The sequence below is a fragment of the Cutibacterium sp. LaCa_286 genome (assembly GCF_057198075.1).
On the sequence record NZ_CP191091.1, the window covers coordinates 2105268 to 2127610 of the forward strand.

13 protein-coding genes are annotated in these 22343 nt (G+C 61.1%); 11 read left to right on the forward strand and 2 right to left on the reverse strand.

Going from position 1 to position 22343, the window contains the following annotated elements; all coding sequences use genetic code 11:
- Positions 1–116: 116 nt before the first annotated feature.
- From oraS to alr, 6 genes are all read left to right on the forward strand, one after another.
- The gene (oraS, locus tag ACP8JZ_RS09105; protein WP_023034618.1) at positions 117–536 is read left to right on the forward strand and encodes a D-ornithine 4,5-aminomutase subunit OraS; all 420 of its coding nucleotides are present in this window, start codon (positions 117–119) and stop codon (positions 534–536) included.
- A complete protein-coding gene (oraE, locus tag ACP8JZ_RS09110; protein ID WP_323458965.1) occupies positions 526–2739 on the forward strand; it encodes a D-ornithine 4,5-aminomutase subunit OraE in 2214 nt (737 codons plus the stop codon). The genes oraS and oraE overlap by 11 nt, the downstream gene beginning before the upstream one ends.
- Positions 2740–2744: 5 nt before the next feature.
- Complete coding sequence (locus ACP8JZ_RS09115; protein ID WP_484482454.1) at positions 2745–4082, forward strand: glutamate mutase L; 1338 nt, start codon at positions 2745–2747, stop codon at positions 4080–4082.
- Positions 4079–5161: an alanine/ornithine racemase family PLP-dependent enzyme gene (locus ACP8JZ_RS09120; RefSeq protein WP_484482455.1), complete on the forward strand. Its 1083-nt coding sequence runs from the start codon at positions 4079–4081 to the stop codon at positions 5159–5161. Before ACP8JZ_RS09115 ends, ACP8JZ_RS09120 begins: the two co-directional genes overlap by 4 nt.
- Before the next feature lie 68 nt (positions 5162–5229).
- Positions 5230–6762, forward strand: coding sequence for an amino acid permease (locus ACP8JZ_RS09125; RefSeq protein WP_484482456.1), 1533 nt, complete (start codon positions 5230–5232; stop codon positions 6760–6762).
- Between the two features lie 44 nt (positions 6763–6806).
- Positions 6807–8021 carry an alanine racemase gene (gene alr / locus ACP8JZ_RS09130; RefSeq protein ID WP_323458780.1) on the forward strand — a complete coding sequence of 405 codons (1215 nt, stop codon included), beginning with the start codon at positions 6807–6809 and terminating at the stop codon, positions 8019–8021.
- A 995-nt stretch (positions 8022–9016) separates the two neighbouring features.
- Here the strand turns inward: alr and ald are convergent.
- Positions 9017–10132 carry an alanine dehydrogenase gene (gene ald / locus ACP8JZ_RS09135; RefSeq protein WP_306516694.1) on the reverse strand — a complete coding sequence of 372 codons (1116 nt, stop codon included), beginning with the start codon at positions 10130–10132 and terminating at the stop codon, positions 9017–9019.
- 902 nt (positions 10133–11034) lie between these two features.
- Here ald and ACP8JZ_RS09140 point away from each other — a divergent pair.
- The 5 genes from ACP8JZ_RS09140 to ACP8JZ_RS09160 all read left to right on the forward strand — a co-directional run bounded on the left by ACP8JZ_RS09140 (position 11035) and on the right by ACP8JZ_RS09160 (position 20770).
- Entirely contained in the window at positions 11035–12621 is a 1587-nt protein-coding gene (locus tag ACP8JZ_RS09140; protein WP_306516714.1) for an amino acid permease, read from the forward strand.
- A 1077-nt stretch (positions 12622–13698) separates the two neighbouring features.
- On the forward strand, positions 13699–14874 hold the full coding sequence (locus ACP8JZ_RS09145) for a L,D-transpeptidase (RefSeq protein WP_484482843.1): 1176 nt from the start codon (positions 13699–13701) through the stop codon (positions 14872–14874).
- A 288-nt stretch (positions 14875–15162) separates the two neighbouring features.
- A complete protein-coding gene (locus ACP8JZ_RS09150) occupies positions 15163–16974 on the forward strand; it encodes a septal ring lytic transglycosylase RlpA family protein (protein WP_306516696.1) in 1812 nt (603 codons plus the stop codon).
- A gap of 795 nt (positions 16975–17769) precedes the next feature.
- Positions 17770–19053 carry a citrate synthase gene (locus tag ACP8JZ_RS09155; RefSeq protein WP_021103608.1) on the forward strand — a complete coding sequence of 428 codons (1284 nt, stop codon included), beginning with the start codon at positions 17770–17772 and terminating at the stop codon, positions 19051–19053.
- Positions 19054–19324: 271 nt separating this feature from the next.
- The gene (locus ACP8JZ_RS09160) at positions 19325–20770 is read left to right on the forward strand and encodes a chloride channel protein (RefSeq protein ID WP_323458528.1); all 1446 of its coding nucleotides are present in this window, start codon (positions 19325–19327) and stop codon (positions 20768–20770) included.
- Between the two features lie 439 nt (positions 20771–21209).
- On the opposite strand, the gene ACP8JZ_RS09165 is transcribed toward ACP8JZ_RS09160, so the two are convergent.
- Positions 21210–22091, reverse strand: a complete 882-nt coding sequence (locus ACP8JZ_RS09165; protein ID WP_306516700.1) for an endonuclease domain-containing protein — start codon at positions 22089–22091, stop codon at positions 21210–21212.
- Positions 22092–22343: the final 252 nt, after the last annotated feature.

Here is a 22343-nt window from a genome sequence, read left to right on the forward strand (position 1 = left end):
GGGAGGAACTCACCCCACCTGCACGGGGGACCATCTCCTGACCGCCGTGACAAAAAACATCAGCAGAACGCCAACGCCGGCACTGCTGTGCACCAGACCCTTTTGAAAGAAGCAAGATGTCCACCGCCGATGAGGAGCGCGTGGCCCGCTTCGAGGACCTTCGCGCCGAACTGGCCACCTTGGATGACGACGCCCTCAAGGCCCGTTTCTGGCAGCTGTGCGAAGAAGTCATGACTCCGGTCGTCGACTTCTCCCGCACCCACACCACCCCGTCCATCGAACGTTCGGTACTGCTGCGCATGGGCATTGACTCGGTGACGACCCACGCCGTCGTGGAGAACGTGCTCAATGCGGGGCTGCTCGGCAAGGGAGCCGGGCATGCCGTGCTGCGTCTTTCCCGTCGCGACGGCATCGACCTGCGCGCAGCCGCCCAGCGGATCGCCGACGATCCCACCGTCCTGGATGGGCTCTTCGACGGCAGCCCGCTGCCGTCAGCTCGAGCCACAGCACTGCAGGGAGCACATCATGAGCACTGAGTACGACGCTCTCGACCCCAACGAGAAACTTGACATCGAGAGGATCTTCGAGGATCTCGAGCACTACCACCCTCGCCGCAAGGGTTGGACCTGGCGCAACACTCCTGCCGAGGGAGTCGACATGGGCGACTTCCACTACAAGGACATGTCGACGCCGCTGAGGAACAGTCAGCCATTGCCGGCTGCCAAGTACTTCGGCGGTGTGGACCCTCAGCCAGCCCCGGTCGTCACCTCCGAGATTGCCTCGGGTCATTTCGAGGACGACCTGCGTCGAATGCGCATGTCCGCCTGGAATGGTGCCGATCACATCATGGTGATCCGCACCACCGGCCAGAGTCACATCGACGGCCTGCTCGAGGGCACCCCCGAGGGCATCGGCGGCGTGCCGATCACTCGCAAGGAGCTGCGGGCCAGCCGCAAGGTCTGCGATCTCATCGAGGACGAGGTGGGCCGTCCGATCAACTTCCACTCATACGTCTCGGGTGTCGCCGGGCCGGAGGTGGCCGTCCTGTTCGCCGAGGAAGGCGTCAACGGTGCCCACCAGGATCCGCAGTACAACGTGCTGTACCGCAACATCAACGCCTACCGCAGCTATGTCGATGCCGGTGAGGCGAAGAAGGTCATGGCCGGGGCCCGGATCTTCCAGATCGACGGCGCCCACAATGCCAACGCCACGGCCCGGTACGGCTGGAAGGTCATGCCCGAGCTCATGGTGCAGCACGGCCTCAACTGCATGTTCTCGGCCCTGGTCGGTATGCCCAAGGATCTCGTCGGTCTGTCCACCGTACCGCCGAGTGCCCCGCCAGCCCCCAAGCTGTGGTACGACCTGCCCTACGCCGTCGCCCTGCGCGACCTGTTCAGCGACTACCGCATGCGCGCCCAGCAGAACACCCGTTACATCGAGTCCGACCTTGCCGAGGCGATCCGCACCCACACCGTGGACACGCTCATCTCGATGCTCACCAGCGCCGACATCCAGAGCACCATCACCCCCGACGAAGGCCGCAACCTGCCCTGGCACGTCAACTCGGTGCGCGGCGTGCAGACCGTCAAGCAGACCTGGTCCGCCCTGGACGGCATCAAGGAGATGGTGACCGTCAAACGGGATGGTCCACTGGGCAGCATGGTGCGCGACCTCAAGGAGAGAGCCATCGGTTTCCTGGCCGAAATCTTGCACGTCGGTGGCTACTTCGTCGCCGTCGAGGACGGGTTCTTCGTCGACTCAGCCGAGTTCCCCGAGCGCAACCACGACGGCATCGCCCGTGATGGTCAGGGCGGCGTGTCCGCTGGCACCGTCATCGAACGTGACCCGGACTACTTGGCGCCAGTCTGTGACCACTTCGGCACCAACAACCTGCCCGAGGGGTTGGACAAGCCCTGCGACCTCATTGACGGCTGCACCCTGTGCGTGCCGGAGAAGATCGTCTATATTGACGAGTTGGACCCCTCCGACTCCGTCGGCGTGCGTCTGGAGCGCACCCGCCCCTACCGGGACGGCACGAAGCTGCGTCCGGAGGCCGAATGGGCCGGTGACGGCGTGGTCCTGGTGCAGTTCACCATCCCCGCTGGCGGGGACATCGCCCATGAGGCGGCTCTCGAGATGGCTCGTCAGATGGGCCTGGAGGATCCCCAGGTCTGCAACCTCCAAGTGCTGCAACCAGCAGAAGGATGCTTCGTCGAGGTCAAGGGCAAGATCGGCTTCGACGTCGATCCGTCGAAACTCACGATCCCCGAGAAGGTCGAGCTGCTGCCCGAGGACGAGATGCGCGAGTTCGTCAAGGAGCACAACGTCACCGTCGTCGCCGGCACCGTCGGCGAGGACGAGCACAGCGTGGGTCTGCGCGAGATCCTCGACATCAAGCACGGCGGCATCGAGAAGTGGGGCGTCAAGTACCACTACCTGGGCACCTCGGTGCCCATCGAGAAGATGGTCGACGCCGCCATCGAGACCGGTGCCGATGCCATCCTCATCTCGACGATCATCAGCCACAACGACATCCATCGCACGATGATGCGCAAGCTCAACGATCTGGCGACGGAGAAGGGCATCCGCGACAAGACCGTCCTCATTGCCGGCGGCACCCAGGTGAGCCGGGAGATGGCAGCCGAGACCGGCCTGGACGCCACCTTCGGTCGAGGTTCGCACGGTATCGACGTCCTTGACGCCATCGTGCGAGGCATGCGAGTTCGTCGGGGGATGTGAGCGTCATGACCGTACTGACCACGTTGGAGATCGGTTCGACGATCACCAAGGCCAATGCCTTCCGAGTCGAGAATGACCACCTCGACCATGTTGGGCAGGGATTTGCCGCCACATCGGTGAGTGCCGGTGACGTGCGGATCGGGGCCGACGCTGCGATCTCGCAGATGCGTGATCAGTACGGCCTGGCCTTGGACGCCGGGGAGATTTTCGTCAACTCCTCGGCGGCCGGAGGACTGCGGATGACAGTTCACGGTCTGACGAGTTCGATGACGGCCAGGGCTGCTCGTGAGGCAGCCTTGGGGGCCGGGGCCATCGTCGTGCACACGACGGTGGGCCCCATGGACGAGTTCGACGTCGAGGACCTGTGCGAGGCTCGTCCCAACATCGTCCTGTTGGCCGGCGGCGTCGACCACGGCGAGAAACGCATTGTCGTCGACAACGCCCGTCTGATCGCCTCGGCCCATCTGGGAGTTCCGGTGATCTACGCGGGCAACGCACAGGCCAGACGTCGAGTCGAGACGGTGTTCGCCGAGGCTGACGAACCACTCACCTGTGTGAGCAACGTCTTTCCCCAGGTTGATGTGCTGCGCATCGACCCGGTACGCGCCGTCATCCAGGACGTCTTCAACAACCACATCACCGCCGCACCGGGGATGGGCGGTTTGGCCCAGCTCTCCACGCACGACATCCTCCCCACGCCGGGAGCCGTACTCCGGGCGACAGAATTGTTCACCGAGGCCGTGGGCGACGCCGTCGTCGTCGACGTCGGGGGTGCCACCACCGACGTGCACAGCGTCACCGACGGCACCTTGGAGTGGACCAGTCGCACTGTCGATCCCGAACCGCGGGCCAAACGCACCGTCGAAGGAGATCTCGGTGTGTTCGTCAATGCCCGACACGTGGCCGCCATGACCGCTGAGGGCGAGGACGAGGAGCGGTTGTCAAACCTGCGTGCCATTCCTGCCACCGATGACGAGTCCGAGGTGACCAGGTGGCTCACTCGCCGAGCCGTCGAGGTCGGGATGGGCCGACACGCCGGAGCCGTGGTGGAGCTGTTCACCCCGACCGGCAAGACCCAGATCGTGCGCGGCAAGGATCTCACCGCCGTGCACTGGGTCATCGGTACTGGCGGCGCCCTCACTCGAGTGCCCGGTGGGGACGCCATCCTGGCCCGCATGTGCACCGGTGCCGGGACCCAACTCATGCCAGATGCTCACGCCACCATTCTCATCGACCGGGATTACCGGTTTTCCGCCCTGGGCACCATTGCCAGTTCCTACCCCGACCTCGTGCGTGAGACCTTCGCACGTTGGGTCCACGAGGAGACAGGAGACCCACGATGATACGTCCCACCCCACGTCTGGAGATCCACACCGACCGAATCGCCGAGAACCTGCATGCCATCGTCGGACAGTGCGCCGAACACGGTGTGCAGGTGGCCGCAGTCACGAAGGTTCTGGGGGCCCATCCCGCCCTCCTGGCAGCACTGCCGAGCACCGAGGTGTCCATGGTTGCCGACTCCCGTCTGACCAATCTGGAACGTGTCGCAGCCGCTGATCTGGGGTTGCCCACCTTGCTGCTACGACCTCCGGCACCGCGTACTGCCGCACGCACCGTTCAGGTGGCCGACGCGTCGCTCAACTCGTCACTGGTGACCATGCAGGCTCTTTCGGAGGCCGCCGAGATGGTGGGCACCCGCCACGGGGTCATCGTCATGGTGGACGTCGGCGACCTGCGCGAAGGGGTGTGGCCCGACCACGTCGTCGACCTCGTCAGCCAGGCAAGCCATCTGCCGGGACTCGACATCCTGGGGCTGGGGACGAATCTTGCCTGTTACGGAGGGGTCATCCCCACCGCTGACAAGATGGAACTGCTCGTGGACCTGCGTGACGAGGCCAGCCGCGTCACAGGCCTGCCGCTGGAACTCATCTCCGGGGGAAACTCGGCAAACCTGCCACTCATGGTCTCCGGCCAGATGCCAGCTCAAATCAATCAGTTGCGCATCGGCGAGGCTGCAATTCTGGGGCGCAACACTCTGGACCGCAGTGCGTGGCCGGGAACACGTCAGGACACGGTGGAACTGGTCACCGAGGTCGTCGAGCTGGAACGCAAGCCATCCATACCTCAAGGAGAACGTGGCCAGGACGCTTTCGGCCAGACGGTGAAATTCGTCGACAGAGGCGTGCGGTTGCGCGCAATCTGTGATTTGGGGCGTCAGGACGTCGCCCCCGAGGATCTCACTCCCGTCGACCCGGGCCACATCGTCCTGGGAGCGAGCAGTGACCATCTGATCATTGACGTCACCGACGGCGACACCACTCTGCGAGTGGGATCGGAGATCCGGCTGCGCCCCACCTACGGTGGGTTGCTCACAGCGAGTACCTGCGCTGACGTGTGGAAAACGTCAGCAGACGAGAGGTGAGGTCACTGTATTTGCTCCCCTGACAGTCCCCCGACACTTTTGGACACCCACTGAACGAAGGAGTTCCCATGGGTACATCCACATCTGCATCAACACCTAGCCATCACCGCCCCTCACGACTGACTCGACCAACTCGCGTACCGCGACCATCACAGCGGTCAGAGGCCTTGCCCGAGGAGCCTGAGCTCCAGCGCGGTCTGAGCAATCGTCACCTGCAACTCATCGCCATCGGCGGAGCCATCGGCACCGGAATGTTCATGGGCTCCAGCAGTACCATCCATCTTGCTGGGCCGTCGATCATCCTCGTCTACACCGTCATCGGCGTGTTCATGTACTTCATGATGCGGGCCCTGGGCGAGATGCTGTTGTCGAACCTCAAGTACAAGTCGTTCCGCGACATCGCCGAAGACCTGCTTGGTCCGTGGGCCGGGTTCATCTCCGGATGGACGTACTGGTTCTCATGGATCGTCGCAGCCATGGGTGACATGGCCGCCATCACCGGATATGCCCAGTACTGGTGGCCCAACATCGCCCGATGGGTCCCGGCAACCGTCCTCGTGCTCGTCCTGTTGCTGCTCAACATCATTGCTGTGAAGTTCTTCGGTGAGGCCGAGTTCTGGTTCGCCCTCATCAAGCTGGTGGCCATCGCCATCCTGCTGCTGGTGGCCATCTGGTTGGTCGCCACGAAGTTCGTCTCGCCCAGTGGTGAGATGGCAACGGTTTCCAACCTGTGGAATGACGGCGGATTCTTCCCCAACGGGATCAACGGATTCCTCGCCGGCTTCCAGATCGCCTTCTTCGCCTTCGTGGGGATCGAACTTGTCGGTACTGCTGCCGCCGAGACGAAGGATCCCACCACGACACTGCCGAAGGCCATCAACGCCATCCCGGTTCGGCTGGCCCTGTTCTACGTGCTGGCCCTGGCTGCCATCATGTGCGTGGTTCCGTGGCGCAGCGTCGTGCCGGGCGTCAGCCCCTTCGTCACTGTCTTCGGCATGGCGGGGTTCACCGCTGCTGCTGGCGTCATGAACTTCGTCCTGCTCACCGCTGCCGCCTCCTCGGACAACTCCGGTCTGTACTCGACCTCCCGGATGCTCTACGGATTGGCTCACGACGGGCAGGCCAACCAGATCTTCGGCAAGCTCTCCAGACGCCGTGTGCCGCAGAATGCCCTGCTCCTGTCGTGCGTCATTCTGCTGTGCGGTGTGTCCTTCCTGTACATGTCCGACAGCATCATGGAGTCCTTCGCCCTCGTGACCACAGTCGCCGCACTCATGTTCCTGTTCACGTGGTCGCTCATCATGGTGTGTTATCTCGTCTACCGCAAACGCTGGCCGGAACTGCACGAGAAGTCGATCTACAAGATGCCCGGTGGGGTGCCGATGGCCTGGGCGGTGTTGGGATTCTATCTCTTCAGCCTTGTCGTGCTGTGCCTGGACCCGGTCACCCGCAAAGCCGTCATGGTCACCCCGGTGTGGTTCATCCTCATCATCGTCATGTACTTCGCCCACAAACGCCGTGCCGCCAAGCAGAATGGGCTTGTCCCCGAATCATCAGTTGAGGAGGCACAACCCCGCCACAAGGACGAATCGGACTCGTGAGACGTCCGTGAGTCCGCCACCCCACCAACCCGGAAGGAGCCACCATGCCCACGAAGGCGTCCGCCGTGGAAGCGAGGTCTGATGCACGTACCGTGTCACCAGCTGCTGCAGCGCTCGACTCGGCCGCCCACCGGCGGCCCCGATGCTCAGCACCATCCACGGCCACCATCGACCTCACTGCCATCAACCACAACCTGGCCCAGGTACGTGATCTCGTGGGCAACCGCAAGGTGCTCATGGCCGTCAAGGGAGATGCCTACGGTCACGGCGCCGTGCAGGTGGCACGTCATGTCCAGCAGACCGGCGCCGCAGACTGGCTCGGGGTGGCCACGGTTGCAGAGGCCCAGGAACTTGTCGAAGCAGGTGTCCACCTTCCCATCCTCAAGTTCTCCCCGGCAGATCCCGGCAATCTCGAGACAGCCATCCTCTATGGGGTACGCCTCACCGTTGCAGACGAGCGGACCGTGCGTCAGGCCAACGAGGTTGCTCAGGCCATGGGCAGATGCGCGAACGTGCACGTCGCCATCGACACCGGGATGGGACGAATCGGTCTGCAACCGGAACACCTTGCCGACATGGTTGCAGCTGTGGATCGAGCGGATCATCTACGGCTGGAAGGAGTGTTCACCCACCTACCAGTCAGTGACGCCCCGGACGGCCGGGAGTTCACAGCCGCCGAGATCGCCCATTTCGTGGACACGGTGCAGATGGTGGAGGCCAGACGCGGCAACATACCGGTGGTCCACATGGCCAATTCGGGGGCAATCATTGGCCAGAGCCTGGGCCCCACAACCATGGTGCGCGCAGGAATCATGAGCTACGGCTACAACCCCAATCCCGCCATGGGGTCGTTGGGGCTGCGGCCGGCCTTGTCATGGACAAGCCACATCTCGTTCCTCAAACAGGTGGAACCGAGACAGACCGTGGGCTACGGACGCACTTGGACTGCCCAACGCAGCACGACCATTGCAACCATTCCGGTGGGTTACGCCGACGGGTACTCCCGACGACTGTCGAATCGTGGCCACGTACTCATCGGCGGTGAGTTCCGGCCAGTGGTCGGGCGGATCTGCATGGACCAGCTCATGGTTGATTTGGGACCAAATTCCACGGCACGGGTGGGCGATGACGTGGTTCTGCTCGGTGAGCAGGCCGGGCACACCATTACTGCCGACGATCTTGCCGAGCAGTTGGACACGATCAGCTATGAGATTACCTGCGACATAGGCAAGAGGGTCGATCGACGCTGGGTGTCGTGACGTTTTTGTGCCACGGGTCATCGAGTCAACACCCTGCGCAGGCACAACTCGTGACCTGGTACAGCAACGATGGGGCCGAGTTCCTTCTGCGAACTCAGCCTCATCGCCTGTCACGGGATGGCCCCCACAAGATGCTCAATGTGGACCACTCGAACTCGTCTCACCTCGCACTCGAAGATGCCAGTCATCCACACACCTGCAACCTCCTGACCAGCCACCCCCTGCAGGTGTCACAGCCGTCATCGGACATGCACTCCGTAGGAAACGCTCAATCCCTCAGGACCTCGTGCTTGGCATGGGTAGAACCCTCTGGCGGGCCTCACCTGAAAACTTTCCCGACCCGTGTCACTCGGGTACGCGATATTCGCGCCACCAGGCTCACAACTTCTTTTCCAGGATGACCCTCAGCTGGGCCAGACGACTCGTAGTTGGGCCAGACGACTCGCCATGCCCCACAGGGACATCTTCCACCAACCCACCAGCCCCCTCAGCATGACGGGAGCACCGCGCAGCACTGTGCCGTGACGAGAAACAGCAGCAGCCGGAATGCTCCGGCACTCTCGTGGCTCTCACCTGTGTGGCGTGACAAAAATGTTCATCCACACCTCGAGCCGTTCCAGAAGTCACACCACCGGTGGGTGAAAATCGCCCCGATCTCACACTGGATGGGCACGACACCGAGCCATATCAGACCCTGTTCAAGGGCAAAGGCGGGGGATACGAGACAGGAGAGGCGCTCGACCCAGACGGTTGGAGTAATCCCACTCGTTAGGCGGGGACATAGGGGGCAAGGAGATACGCAGACAATTCGGCACTGCATGTTTTTGAGGTCTTTCGAACCACGGACCCAAATGTGACATGGGTCCGACTCCCCTGGCGCAGTTGACAGTACGGAGCTGGGGTCGGGGCACCCAGCCCCGACCCCAGCTCATGCATCCAAGCAGCACACAAGCGTCAGATCATCCTTGACCTGCTGTTTGTCGTGTCATCAGCGATCAATCCAGCACCTCGCAGGAGCAGTGGGACTCAATGCCCAGTGCCTCACCCACCGGGGCGCTGAACAGCTGACCAGCATGGGTCGTCAGTCCACGTCCCAGCTCAGAACGGATACCGCAGGCATCCTTCCAGCCCTTGTCGGCAAGCAGGGTGCAGTAGCGCATCGTCGAGTTGGTCAGGGCGTAGGTCGAGGTGTGCGGAACGGCACCGGGCATGTTGGCCACGCAGTAGTACACCGAGTCGTGGACACGGAATGTGGGATCAGCGTGAGTGGTCGCGTGGGATCCCTCGAAGCAGCCTCCCTGGTCAATGGCGATGTCAACGAGAACCGAACCCGGCTTCATCGTTGCCACCATCTCATCGCTCACCAAGTGCGGCGTACGGGCACCCGGAACCAGCACCGAACCGATGACCAGGTCGGCATCCTTGACGGCCTTGCCCACCGACAGGCTCGACGAGTACTCGGTTCCGATGCGGCCGCCGAAGGCCTCCTCGATGTAGCGCATTCGTGCCACGTTGACGTCGAAGATCGTCACTCGAGCGCCCATGCCTTCCGCAACGCGAGCTGCGCACAGCCCAGCAGTACCACCACCGAGGACGACGACCTTTCCAGGGGCAACGCCAGAGGCGCCACCCAGCAGCGTTCCATTGCCACCAGCAGGCTGCATCAGGCAGTTCGCACCCACCTGGGTCGACAGACGGCCAGCAATCTCCGACATCGGGGAAAGCAGCGGCAGGGAGTGGTCATCCATCTCCACCGTCTCGTAGGCGATGGAGGTGACGCCGCGATCCAGCAGCTCATGAGTCAGCTTCTCATCGGCAGCCAGGTGAAGGTACGTGAACAGCAACAATCCGTCATGCATCCGTCCGTACTCTTCAGCAATGGGCTCCTTGACCTTGAGAATCATCTCAGAGGAGTCCCACACTTCATCAGCTGACGGCACAATCTTTGCACCAACTGCAGCGTATTCTTCGTCGCTGATCGCTGAACCAACGCCAGCTCCCTGTTGCACCAAGACTTCGTGGCCATGGTCGACCAGAGCGTTCACGCCGGCAGGGGTTGCAGCAACGCGGAATTCGTTGTTCTTGACCTCGGTAGGAATACCAACCTTCATGAGAATGTCCTTCTTCCTTGACGATTCACCGCCAACAACACTGTCAGCGATTCTCACGACAGTTGCTACTGTAACAACGCGCGTTCACGGTTGTGTCGGGACCCACCTTTTTAAAAGTCGCCCTCGCCACGGAGCCGCGGAAATCGTCGTTACGGGCAGACCACGGATGCCACACCCCGCGAGTTCCAGACCTCATGATTCTCGCAGTCAGCACATGCGACCACCACCCTGTCCCGGTTCGCCGTTGTCCAAGGATCACGTGCCAGCTGGCACCGGACCCAGCTTGGAGCCTCATGGGCCGAAAGCACGCAGGCTGACGATCTGCAACAGCTCACCCCGTGCACCGCGCAGATTGTCCACAGCAGTTGTGGCGCACGACCTGTGACAGCAGACAGCAGGTTCATGGCCACATGGGGCACCGCTTGCCAGTCATGGATCAGGAGGACCTCGTCCATTGCATGCTCAGATGGGCACCCTCGCGGCTGAAGCACAGGCACTGCCCCACCCATCTGACCGACACCAGCAAAGTTCCTTCATTTGTTCATCTCTTGACTCGGTGGCGATAAAAAGAAACCTGCACATCTTTTCATGCCGTGCACATTTGTTTGACTCACATGACGTTTCACTAAGTGAAATACATCGCGCGTCCAGAGGCTACCCAGATGAGCTCGTGTAATATCCAGCCCAAGCGCTCAGCATCGCGACTGCATGCCACCGCTTTGTCGCCACCTCAACGACGAGCTGGTGATGATCGGCGTTTGTAAGCTTGCGATGCTGGTCCCATCCGATGGGATCAGCCCAACCGGGCGACAACAAGTGCGCGTCCATCTCACCGTGGAGGTCACATGAGTACAGACACGACACCAAGGCCAGATCCCGGTAGACGCCATGACGCAACCGCCATGACGACTACCGCAAGGGGGAAGAGAACCCCCACGGAGCTCGACTCCGGGGACGCACCTGAGCTCTCCCGGGGTCTGGAGAACCGTCACCTTCAGCTCATTGCCATCGGCGGCGCCATCGGCACCGGCCTATTCCTCGGATCAGGCCGCACGATCAGCTTGGCCGGACCGTCGATCCTGCTGGTCTACCTCATCATCGGGTTCTTCCTGTTCTTCGTCATGCGAGCCATGGGCGAGCTGCTGCTGTCGAACCTGGCCTACAAGTCGTTCGCAGACTTCGCCACCGACCTCATCGGCCCGTGGGCAGGCTTCTACATTGGCTGGACCTACTGGATGTGTTGGGTCGTCATCGGCATCGCCGACACGACGGCCATCACCGGCTATCTCGCGGAATGGTTCCCCAACCAGCCCAAGTGGATACCAGCCCTCGTTGTCGTCGTCCTACTCACCGGACTCAACATGGTGGCAGTGAAGATCTTCGGCGAGATGGAGTTCTGGTTCGCCATGATCAAGATCGTCACCATCGTGGCGCTCATCCTGGTCGGCGGCTACCTGGCCATCACCTCCTTCCAACCCCCGGTTGCCGGCGCGCCGCCAGCAAGCATCGCCCACCTGTGGAATCGCGGTGGCTTCTTCCCCACGGGATTCATGGGATTCGTGGCTGGCTTCCAGATCGCCATCTTCTCGTTCCAGGGCATCGAGATGGCTGGTACCGCTGCTGCTGAGACTGCCAACCCGGAGCACAACCTGCCTCGAGCCATCAACTCCATCCCAGCGCGTGTGATCATCTTCTACGTACTGGCCTTGGGCGTCATCATGTCGGTGCAGCCATGGGACCTCATCGACCCCGACAAGTCGCCGTTCGTGGAGATGTTCAGCTTCATCGGCGTGCTCATCGCCTTCCACATCGTCAACTTCGTCGTTCTCACCTCGGCGGCCTCTTCGGCCAACTCCGGTGTGTTCTCGACCTCGCGAGTCATGTACGGGTTGGCGCGTGAGAAGAACGCCCCCTCGGTGTTCGCCAAATTGTCCGATCGTCACATCCCACGCAATGCCCTCATCCTCACCGCCTTCTGCATCTCACCGTCGATCATCCTCGTGATGCTCTCCGACTCGGTGATGGATGCATTCAGCCTTGTCGCCGGCGTCTCCTCGGTGCTGTACCTGTCGGTGTGGGGACTCATCCTCGTGTCGTACCTGTGCTACCTGCGCAAGTACCCCGAGCGCCACGCGGAGTCCAACTTCAAGATGCCGGCCGGGCGGTTCATGTCGTGGGCCGGGCTGGTGTTCTTCGCCGTCATCGTCGTCATGCTGGCGATGAACAAGGAGTCCCGCATGGCGCTGCTCGCCGCCCCGGTCTGGGTGCTCTTCCTGGCACTCATGTACCGCGCTCTGCGCGAGACTCGATCCACAGCGGTTCCGATCGACTACGACGCCGAGCGGATCCGCGAAGCCGAAAAGGTGCGTCAGCACGTGGACGAATACCACGCAAACAAGGCCACCCAGAAGAACCGTCGGGGCTCTGGCAAGGCACAAGACCTTGGCGATGAGTCCCATGACGAGATTCAGGAGGAGGATGGGAGATAACTCCTCAGTCGTCAATCACACAAGACGACCATGTCGGCGAAGTGGACCAGTGCTCACTGAACCAGCAGCCAGCAGCAAGCACTCCAGACAGTGGCCTGCTGCGTCCAGATGAGTCAGAGAGTGGATCGCCCCGTTAACTGACGTCAGCTGTTCCGGGGGGACTCACCGTCTTGAGCGTGGGCTGCCATCACGTGACACTTTTGGGCTGCCGATGGCCGTGCCACCGGCAGCTCAGCTGTGTCATGGCATCTGGTCAAGGGCCCCAGGTAGAGTCTCGTCCGATCACCAGCAACCCACGAGTCCACTCGGAACCCAGAGGATTCCCTCGGCAAAAATGTCAGCTGCTTGGGCACAGCAGCACCGTTACTACTGGCATACCCAACCGCTGCTGAATCTGCATCGCAGGTCTCGGTAAAAACGTCATCTCCCCGTCAGAACTCCTCCAAGACGTCTTGACACTCCTCCAAGGTAAAAACGTCATCTCCCCGTCAGAACTCCTCCAAGACGTCTTGACACTCCTCCAAGGCTTCTCGACGTTGGCGCCCTGTGACGGCAACGCCCCCTGCACAAGCATCACTGATTCCCCGCCATCTGGAATCGTGATCTGCTTCTGTCCGGCCTGCCTGCCAAAAATGTCACCCGCACGGGGACAGCACCATGCCAGTGCACAGAAGCCCCTTCTGCTGACACTTTTGGACACAGTGGAGCCACACGTCAGGAAACAGTTGTTGTGGGTGGATGCTCTCCATCACCCCAACAGAGCCACTCATCAAACCGCCCATCGATCATCCCAGGACTGATCAGCTTTTCGACCGCACTCATCAGCCTCGCCTTCGTAGTGAAGCAGAATTGCTACCAATGAGCGCTTGACGCCGTGACAAAAACGTCGCCCGAGGCTCCGTGGCGTCACGCGAGGAGCAGCCAGCGTATTGCAGTGAGACAATTTTCAATCTCGTCGTCATCTCGCCTACCATGGCTTGAGTTCATTTCGCAACAATCTGCGAAATCTCCTGTCTGCTCATCATCCCCAGGGGAAGACACGTGCCCACACCATCTCCACTCAGTCGCCGTTCCATGCTGACTGCATCTGCTCTCGTCAGCAGTGCCGTGATCGCTGGCTGTGCACCCTCACCTGACTCGCTCAACGGACGATCCGCAGACAAGGAGGCCCAGACCCCAACCCCAACCCCCACACCTGCTTCACTCAACCTGTCTGCTGAGCACCCGCTCACCGAAGTTGAGCCCGGAGATTCGCTCACCTTCACCGTCACCAACGGCTCTGTGGACAAAATCACCGTCACGAATGCCGACAAGGAGGACGTCGAAGGCACTTTCACCGACGGCGTCTGGAAACCGAAGCATCCGTTCCGCCCAAGCAGGAGTTACGAGGTCCACACCACCCTGGCCAATGCAGACCCGTCCCTGCCTGCCCCCAAACCCCTCGTCACGTCGATTTCCACTGTCAAGGGGGAGGGCAATGCCGGGAACATCCTCTACGAGGACATGGACGACGCGGGGATCGGTATGCCGGTCATCATCCTTTTCAATCACGACGTCGTCGACAAGGACAAACGTGCTGCCATCGAAAAGGCCATGACGATCGAGGTCAGCCCCGAGCAGGAAGGGTCCTGGGGATGGCTTGATGGCACCCATCTCATGTGGCGCCCCAAGCAGTACTGGAAGCCCGGCACAAAAGTGTCGGTGAAGGGCGACTTCGGCGGCCTCAAGACAGCCAGCAACCGGTGGCTGCTCAACAATCTCACCGGCAAGTTCGGTATCGGCAAGTCGCGCGTCGTGAAGATTTCCACTAGTGACCATCGCCTTGACGTCTTCATTGATGGCAAGAAGGCGCGCTCCATGCCCTGCACGACGGGCAAGAGCGGCTTCATCACCCGTTCAGGCACCAAGGTCATCATCGAGCGTGAAGCAGACAAGGTCATGGATGCCTCGACGATCGGGATCTCCCCGGGCAGCTCGGAGTACTACAACCTTGAAGTGAAGTGGGCCTTGCGCATCACCTACACCGGTGAGTTCATCCACGCCGCACCGTGGTCCTCGCGCTCACAGGGCAGGGCAAACGTCTCGCACGGGTGCGTGGGCCTGGCAACGGACGACGCCAAATGGCTGTTCAAGACCTGCCGGGCAGGCGACATCGTCGAGACAACTGGCTCGAACCGGCACTTCAAACCCGAGGAAGGCATCGGCTGCTGGGTCTACGACTGGGCCGGATGGCAAAAACTCAGCGCCGTCTGATTCACATGTTGCGTGGACGAGTACTCGCGTTCTCCACACAACGCTCTGCCTCAAGGCCTGAGAACCCTCAACCTGAAGCCTGACTTCAGAGTTGGGGGTCGATCATTTCTCGATCCCACTGAATGGCATCACAACAGGGTTTCCCGCTCCTCAGAAGCCTGAGAACCAGCTGAGACGGCGTTGAGCAACTCTCAACTTCTCTGGACTCGGCCCGCGCACACACTTAATGTGCCCACCGTTCAGTTCGTGCCGTACCCGTACGGCGTCCCGGGCCGAGAGGAATCCACCGTGAACCGATCCATGCATGCTCTGCGCGGATTCGCCGCCACTGCAGCCCTCACTGCCACCTGTGTCGGCGTCATGCCAGCAGCAATGGGGGCCTCTGCTCAGGCGACCACGGCCACCAAGCAGGCCACTGCAGACGTGTTCGTACGTGATGCTCCCGCCAACTCCGGCAAGCCGATCGGTGTACTGCCCAAGGGACGCCGCGTCCACGTCACTGGAGCTGACGTCATGGGGTGGACGCCGGTACGGTTCAACGGGCACTCCGGCTACATCTTCCGGGCCTACCTGGACACTCCTGACTCGGCCAACCCCATCGTGACGAAGAATGGCCGACAGGGCTCACGTACCACCACGGCGAATCTCAACTTCCGCGTCGGCCCGTCGATGAGCACGCCAATCAAGCAGGTGCTCCCCCGCGGCACCCGTGTCCACCTCACCGGGACGACGGCAGGCCGATGGGTCAAGGTCCGGGTCGGGGACGCCACCGGATGGGTGTTCAGCGACTACCTGTCGACTTCAGGACGTACTGCTGAGCCTCCCCGGGCAAGAAAACACGCCAGGACGGAAGCGTCGCACCACGAGCGCAAACCCCACAGCTCTGCCGTCAACGACAGCAAGAAGCAGAGCGTCAAGCCGACGACACCAAAAGCCCGGCCAGCTGAGGCAGCTACGTCTCGCAACAACTCTGCACTGGTCACTCCTGCAGAACACAGCAAATCGACGCACCAAGTCAACCCATCGCCGTCTTCGTCCGCGAAGCCCACCGAGACTGGTGACCCTGCACACCAGAGCGCACCGACTGAGAAACCAACCAAGGCATCGGGGATGACAACGCCGACCCCATCCGCCTCGGCCAGCTCGAGCGCAACTCCTGCTCCCGCCGCGAAGCCGACCCAGAGCACCAGCCCTGGCAAAGCCGCCACTCCCGCCCCAGCCAAGGAGTCCACAAAGTCTGGGCCGACAGGCGCTGCGTGGACCACCGATCGACTCAACCTGCGAACCAACCCGTCCACCAAGGACAAGGTGAAGGGAGTACTGCCGCAGGGCACGAAGGTGGCCCGGACCGGGACCATGTCGGGAACCTGGGCTCAGGTGACAACAAGTGACGGCACCGGGTGGGTCGCCGAGGAATACTTGAGTTCATCCGCTCCGGCGAAACACGCGCCCAAGGCTCCCGCCAAGCACGTGAAGAAGGCGACCACCAAGCACACAGCCAAGAAGCCTGCCAAGCCAAAGACCCCGTCGATCACCGGAACCCGCTTCGCGACCACCACGCTGAACGTATGGGATGCCGCTACCGGTTCTTCACACTCTGGCGAGATCTCCAGAGGGAAAACCGTCAAGATCACCGGAACTGTGCGCAATGGTCGAGCAGAGATCGTCGTATCAGGACAGTCGCGATGGGTGACCAGTCGGTACTTGGCCACTTCCAAGCCAGCCGCCCACAAGCAGAAGCACAAGCCTGCGACAAAGAAGGCCAAGCCTGCTACCTCCAAGAAGTCCACCCCATCACGTAGTACGTCCAGGGGGGCCATCACTGGCCAGTGCTCGGCCTCCTACTACGACGAGGATCAGATGACGGCCAACGGTGAGCGATTCAACACAAACGATCTCACCGCTGCCCACAAGACGATGGCATTCAACACCCGAGTCAGGGTGACCAATCCCGCCAACGGCAAATCCGTCGTTGTGCGAGTCAACGACCGCGGACCCTACGTGGCCGGACGTTGCTTGGATCTCTCGCGTGCTGCTTTCTCGCAGATCGCCTCAACCGGGGCTGGAGTGGTGAACGTCAAATACACCGTACTGGGGTGAGGTAACGCCTCAATTTTTGTGGGGGTGGGGGCTGTCACGGCAGTCCCCACCCCTGCTTGACTGCTTGTCACCCCGGGACGGCTATGGGCAGTCTGCCTCCCACACCCGGGGCGGCAGCCTCCACCCCCCTGTTTGTACTGCTCGCCGCCCAGCTTGATCGTCAAGCTGGGCTCACAGCGTTCCATCCCCCTGTACTGGTGTCCTCTGAACCTTTGAGCCCGAAAGGCATTTCCATTAGCCCTCCGGAGGATCGCCTGCCATCTCCGAGCGTGCCGCCCCCACGGGACCCGCTGACACATTCGACAGTCTGATCGCCCCCGGTGGCCGTCACAGCGCCGCCTGGGCCATGATGCTCGAACATTCACGCTCTTTCCCTAGAGTCACTGCTGCCTGGTTTGCTGCTACTTGCAGCTGTGCTTGCCGTCAATTTTTGTCACGCCCATGTGGTCTCAGGACCTTGGTCGACGGCCTCAGCTCCCTGCTGACATTTTTGTTCACCTCGTGCCGCCTTGGTACCGAATCTCGTCAGGATCCTCGCCGCCAGACCTGCCGAACCTGGTATCTACAATGACCAGGTTCCTGCCTTGAGCAGAACAGCTGGACAGACCACCAGAAACCCGTAATCTTTTTTGTGAAAATATTCACAATAGTCGTGAAGGAGAGTGACGAAAGTCACTCACGGTGCGGGGGCGATCGCCGCCCACACCTTGGCTGCGGCAAGGGATGCGGCAGCTGTGCACGACTGCCAGACCCTGGCATGGGAAACAGCGACAGCGCACCCCGGAAAGGAATGTCATGACCGAGACCGCGCGTTTTGTCGACGATGACAAGGATCTCAACCTTCCAAAGGTTCAAGCCACCGATGGTCAAACCGGCTATGACGTAGCTGGTCTGCTCAGGAGCACCGGCAACGTCATGCTTGACCCCGGGTTCGTCAACACAGCTTCGTGCGAATCCGAGATCACCTACATCGACGGCAACAACGGCGTTCTGCGCTACCGCGGATACCCCATTGAACAACTTGCCGAGCACGCGTCCTTCCTGGAAACCGCCTTCCTCGTCCTGTACGGCGACCTGCCAACCACCTCCGAACTCAACAGTTTTGAAGAGGCCATCCGGCGCAAGACTCTCATTGATGAGCGAATGCGCGACCTCTTCCGTTGCTTCCCACGCCGATCCCACCCCATGCCGGTGCTTTCAGCCGGGATCATGGCTCTTTCCACCTTCTCCGGCAGCACTGCCGAAAAAGATCTGGACAGCTTGAACAAGGCAACCCTGAGCTTGTTGGCCAAGGTCCCCACCTTGGCAGCATTTGCCTACAAGAACTCCATGGGACAGCCGACCCTGTATCCGGACAACTCCTTGGGCTACGTCGAGAACTTCATCCGGATGAGCTTCGGATTCCCCACCGAACCCTATGAGTTCAACGAGGCGATCACACAAGGCCTGGAGGTGCTGCTCATCCTGCACGCCGACCACGAGCAGAACTGCTCCACCTCAACGGTACGGATGGTCGCCTCGTCAGGCGCCAACCTGCACGCCGCCGTCGCCGCCGGAGTCAATGCTCTGTCCGGCCCCAAACACGGCGGAGCCAACCAGGCCGTCGTCGAGATGCTCCAGTTCATTCGTGACAACGACCTCACGACCAAGCAATTCGTCGAAAAGGTCAAGAACCGTGAGGACGGCGTCAAGCTCATGGGCTTCGGCCACCGCATTTACCGCAACTATGATCCCCGCGCCGCAATCATCAAAAAGCACGCCGACGAGATCCTGAAACTGCAAACCGGGCGCAAAGACCTTCTGGAAATAGCCAAGGAACTTGAGGAGACCGCGCTGAACGATGACTACTTCAAGGAACGCAAGCTCTACCCCAACGTCGACTTCTACTCTGGCCTCATCTACGAGGCCATGGGGTTCCCCCTCAACATGTTCACAGTGCTTTTTGCCATTGGAAGGCTCCCCGGCTGGATTGCCCAGTACCGCGAGCAAGTCACTGGCAGTGAGAAGATCTGGCGTCCACGTCAGATCTACACCGGTTGCGACGTCAGGGACTGGATTCCATTTGAGCAACGAAGCTGAGTGAAGGCCTCCTCAACAGCAGCTCGCATGGATCAGCCGACGTTTTTCGCGCACCTGCCAAGTAGGGATGGGACGATCCTCCCCAGGACTCGCAGGAGCAGGCCTGTCCGATGAGCACCCTTACGGTCTGTTGAGGCGGAGATTTCTCCCATGAAAGCCTCCTGCTAGGTCGAATGCTGACGATCCCAACGCTGCGGGCTTGACCTGCTGTAGCCTCGCGCCGTGGGGATGGGCGTTGGCGAATTTTTCCCGGCCGAGTGGAGGCTCAGACATGGCTGACGGAGATCAAGCGCCTCGTGGTGACGCCCACGACGAACGAAAAATCCCGATAACCGGCCTCACCGATGCCGATGGGCGTCTCGAACCTGCCAAGGACCCGCGTTCCACGGCCTCCTCCGCCCCCAGAAAAGGTTCTGGAGCGGCTTTTGACAAACCAATTCCCCCCTCACACCGTCTGCAACACACGGTGATGGTGATCATGGCGATACTCCTCACAGGGGTGAGCTCAGGAGTGGTTGGCGGGCTACTCGGCAGAATCAACATCGCCATTGAGGTTCTGGCCTTCGGTCGCCATGTCTCCACCAGCACATCCGGCATCGGTGAAGTCACATTCTGGCGTCGTCTCTGCGCTCCCGTCATAGGAGCTGCAATGGCAGGCCTGGCATGGGGATTTTTACGACGCCGCGAAGTCGTGACGGTGAGAGCCACCCTTGATGCCAAGCAGCCTCGTCGTCTCGACCCCCTCGTTCAGCTCATCGATGCTTTTGCCCAGCTCATCATCGTGGGATCCGGCAGCTCCTTGGGACGTGAAGCGGCACCCCGTCAGCTTGCCGCTGTGAGCGCCCAATGGATTGCCGAAGTATGTGAGGCAGATTTTCCGCTACGCCGAACCCTCATTGCCTCTGCCACGGGGGCCGGGCTGGCAGCCGTTTACAACGTGCCCTTCGCAGGAGCCTTATATGCCCTCGAGCTGACCCTTCGACCCAATCCCCGCACCAGGCAAGGGTGGCAGCAGATAGCAATCTGCACCACCGTCTCCCTGCTCGCCACAGCGATGGCCTGGCTCACCAACCACAACGCTCCGACGTATATCCCAGGCCCGGCGGAAACCGCCGGCTGGGGCACATGGGGTCGAGTAGCGCTGCTCGGACTAGCCGTGCTCCTGGTGGGACCACTTGCCGGCATGGTGTTCTCTCATGCCAAGAGGGTGAACCCGAAAGCACATCATCTCTACTGGACAGTGCCACTGGGAGGAGTGATCGTAGCTGGGATTGCACTACTGGTCCCACAGGTTCCAGGGAATGGCCAGATCATGATGGGGACGCTGCTGGGCACTCGTCTCACGTGGCAGCTTGCCGCAACCTTTCTCGTGGCCAAGCTTCTTGCCACAAGTGTGTCCTTGACCTCAGGAGCAGCAGGTGGCTTGCTCACTCCATCACTGGCCATCGGCGGCTCCACAGGAGCATTGCTGGGGGTACTGACCGGTGCCACTTCGGGTGAGACCGTGGCCCTCGTCATTGCTGGTGCAGCCGGAGTCCTCGCCATGACGCAACGAGCTCCCCTTTTTGCCATCGCCTTCGCCTTGGAACTCACCCGTCCGAAAAGCATCGTCATACCGCTGGTTGCCGTCACCGTAGGAATTGCCTGGGCAGGGTGGGCATTGATCACTTCCCAGGATCACCGTCATGGTGCAGTGGGGAAGGCTCCTCGTCGGTGATGCGAGGTCCTTGGGGAACCTTTGAATATCCCGGTGAAGACGCGTACAGGTGCAGCACCGTGAAGGTGCATTCCGAGACAGAGGTGAAACCTCAGGAGGACTGTATCGCCTTCACCATGATGACTCTTGCCACTGTCTCCTGACATTTTTCGCACCTGAGGAGCCACGCCAGTATCAGTGGCAGCACAGTACTTGGATCTGTCCATCACCAGCCAGACCCGTCGTGCAGCCCATGACGAAGACGATTGGGCCACAATTCACCGTGCTTGTTTAGCAGCCCTCATTTTGACATGCGGGACACCTACCTCAGCCGAGCAGCGATGCTGCTAATTCCTGTGTCCCCGATGAAAATTCACATCGCAACGTGGGCAAGGGCCCATCTCCACCTATGCCGTTTCGTGGCATCGTCATGACTAGCTGCGGGAAGTCTCAACCTGCGTCACACTGAGACAGGGATCCCTCGGTGGCGACTCCAGATGACCGATCTGATGGCATCGAGCACCAGTCCCGGCTCATCACGAATCATCGCCGGCGTCACCCGAACAACCCGCCACCCTGCTCCTCCGAGCAAAGCATGACGCCTGGCCGTGGCTTCATAATCCCTACGCCTGCCGTGAAAGGCGTAACCGTCCACCTCAACGATCGCCTTTTCGTACTTGAACCACAGGTCGGGGAACACGACCCTGCCATTGATCCACAGTCGCTTGTTTGCCTTCCAGCCGCTGATCCGGTGATGTCGAAGCAGGCTGTGCAGCTCATGCTCAGCTACGGACCAGGGCTCATCGAGAAGCTGTCTGAGAACTCGCCTGACAACTGCTGCCGGAGCTTTTCGCGCGACCCTGGGGCGAGCCTCACGCAAGTCGTCCGGGGCGACGAGACCTGCACGTAGGCATGCAGTAGCTGCTTCCCAGTCGCCCATCAGCGCAAGACGCAGACAGGTGTAGGCGTGGGTGGTGCGGATCATGTTTCGGTCACCAACCACTGGTTCACAACCTGAGCGGTGGAACCTCAACCACCGTCGCCGCGGAAGCCTTGGCATCACGTGTGGGATGACGACATCAACCACGGTGAGCTCCAACTCACGCAGCCCGGAAAGATACAGGGCTGCCCGACCGGTGAACACTGCGTCAGGTCTCCACAGCATCACAGCGCGGATCCATGACTCAGGTTTTCTGGCGGCGACATTCGTCATGATGATTCTGGGCAACGGCCTGACTGCCCATCCCTCGCGCACTGCCTGCCGTGCCTGACGCGCCACTCGACCTACCGAACTGATCTTCGCCACACCACCGTTGGTTTCAAGAATGTCAACAAGTTCCATGTACTATTTTTCGTTGCAGCGTCCCCAAAAGCGGCACCTTTCACTCTGGTTGTGGAAAAGACACCCAGGTGAGGACGCTTTTCCACAGGTCGTTTTCGGAGCTTTGGCTGTGCGATCTCAGCCAGGAGCTGTGACCGGCATGGCCTCGAGTTCACAGGGGACAAGCCTCATTGACTCAGCAAACCTCATCAACCCAGTCTGATGGGTGACGACCCCAGATCCTGCAGCCGAACCCAGCAGATGAAGCTCGAA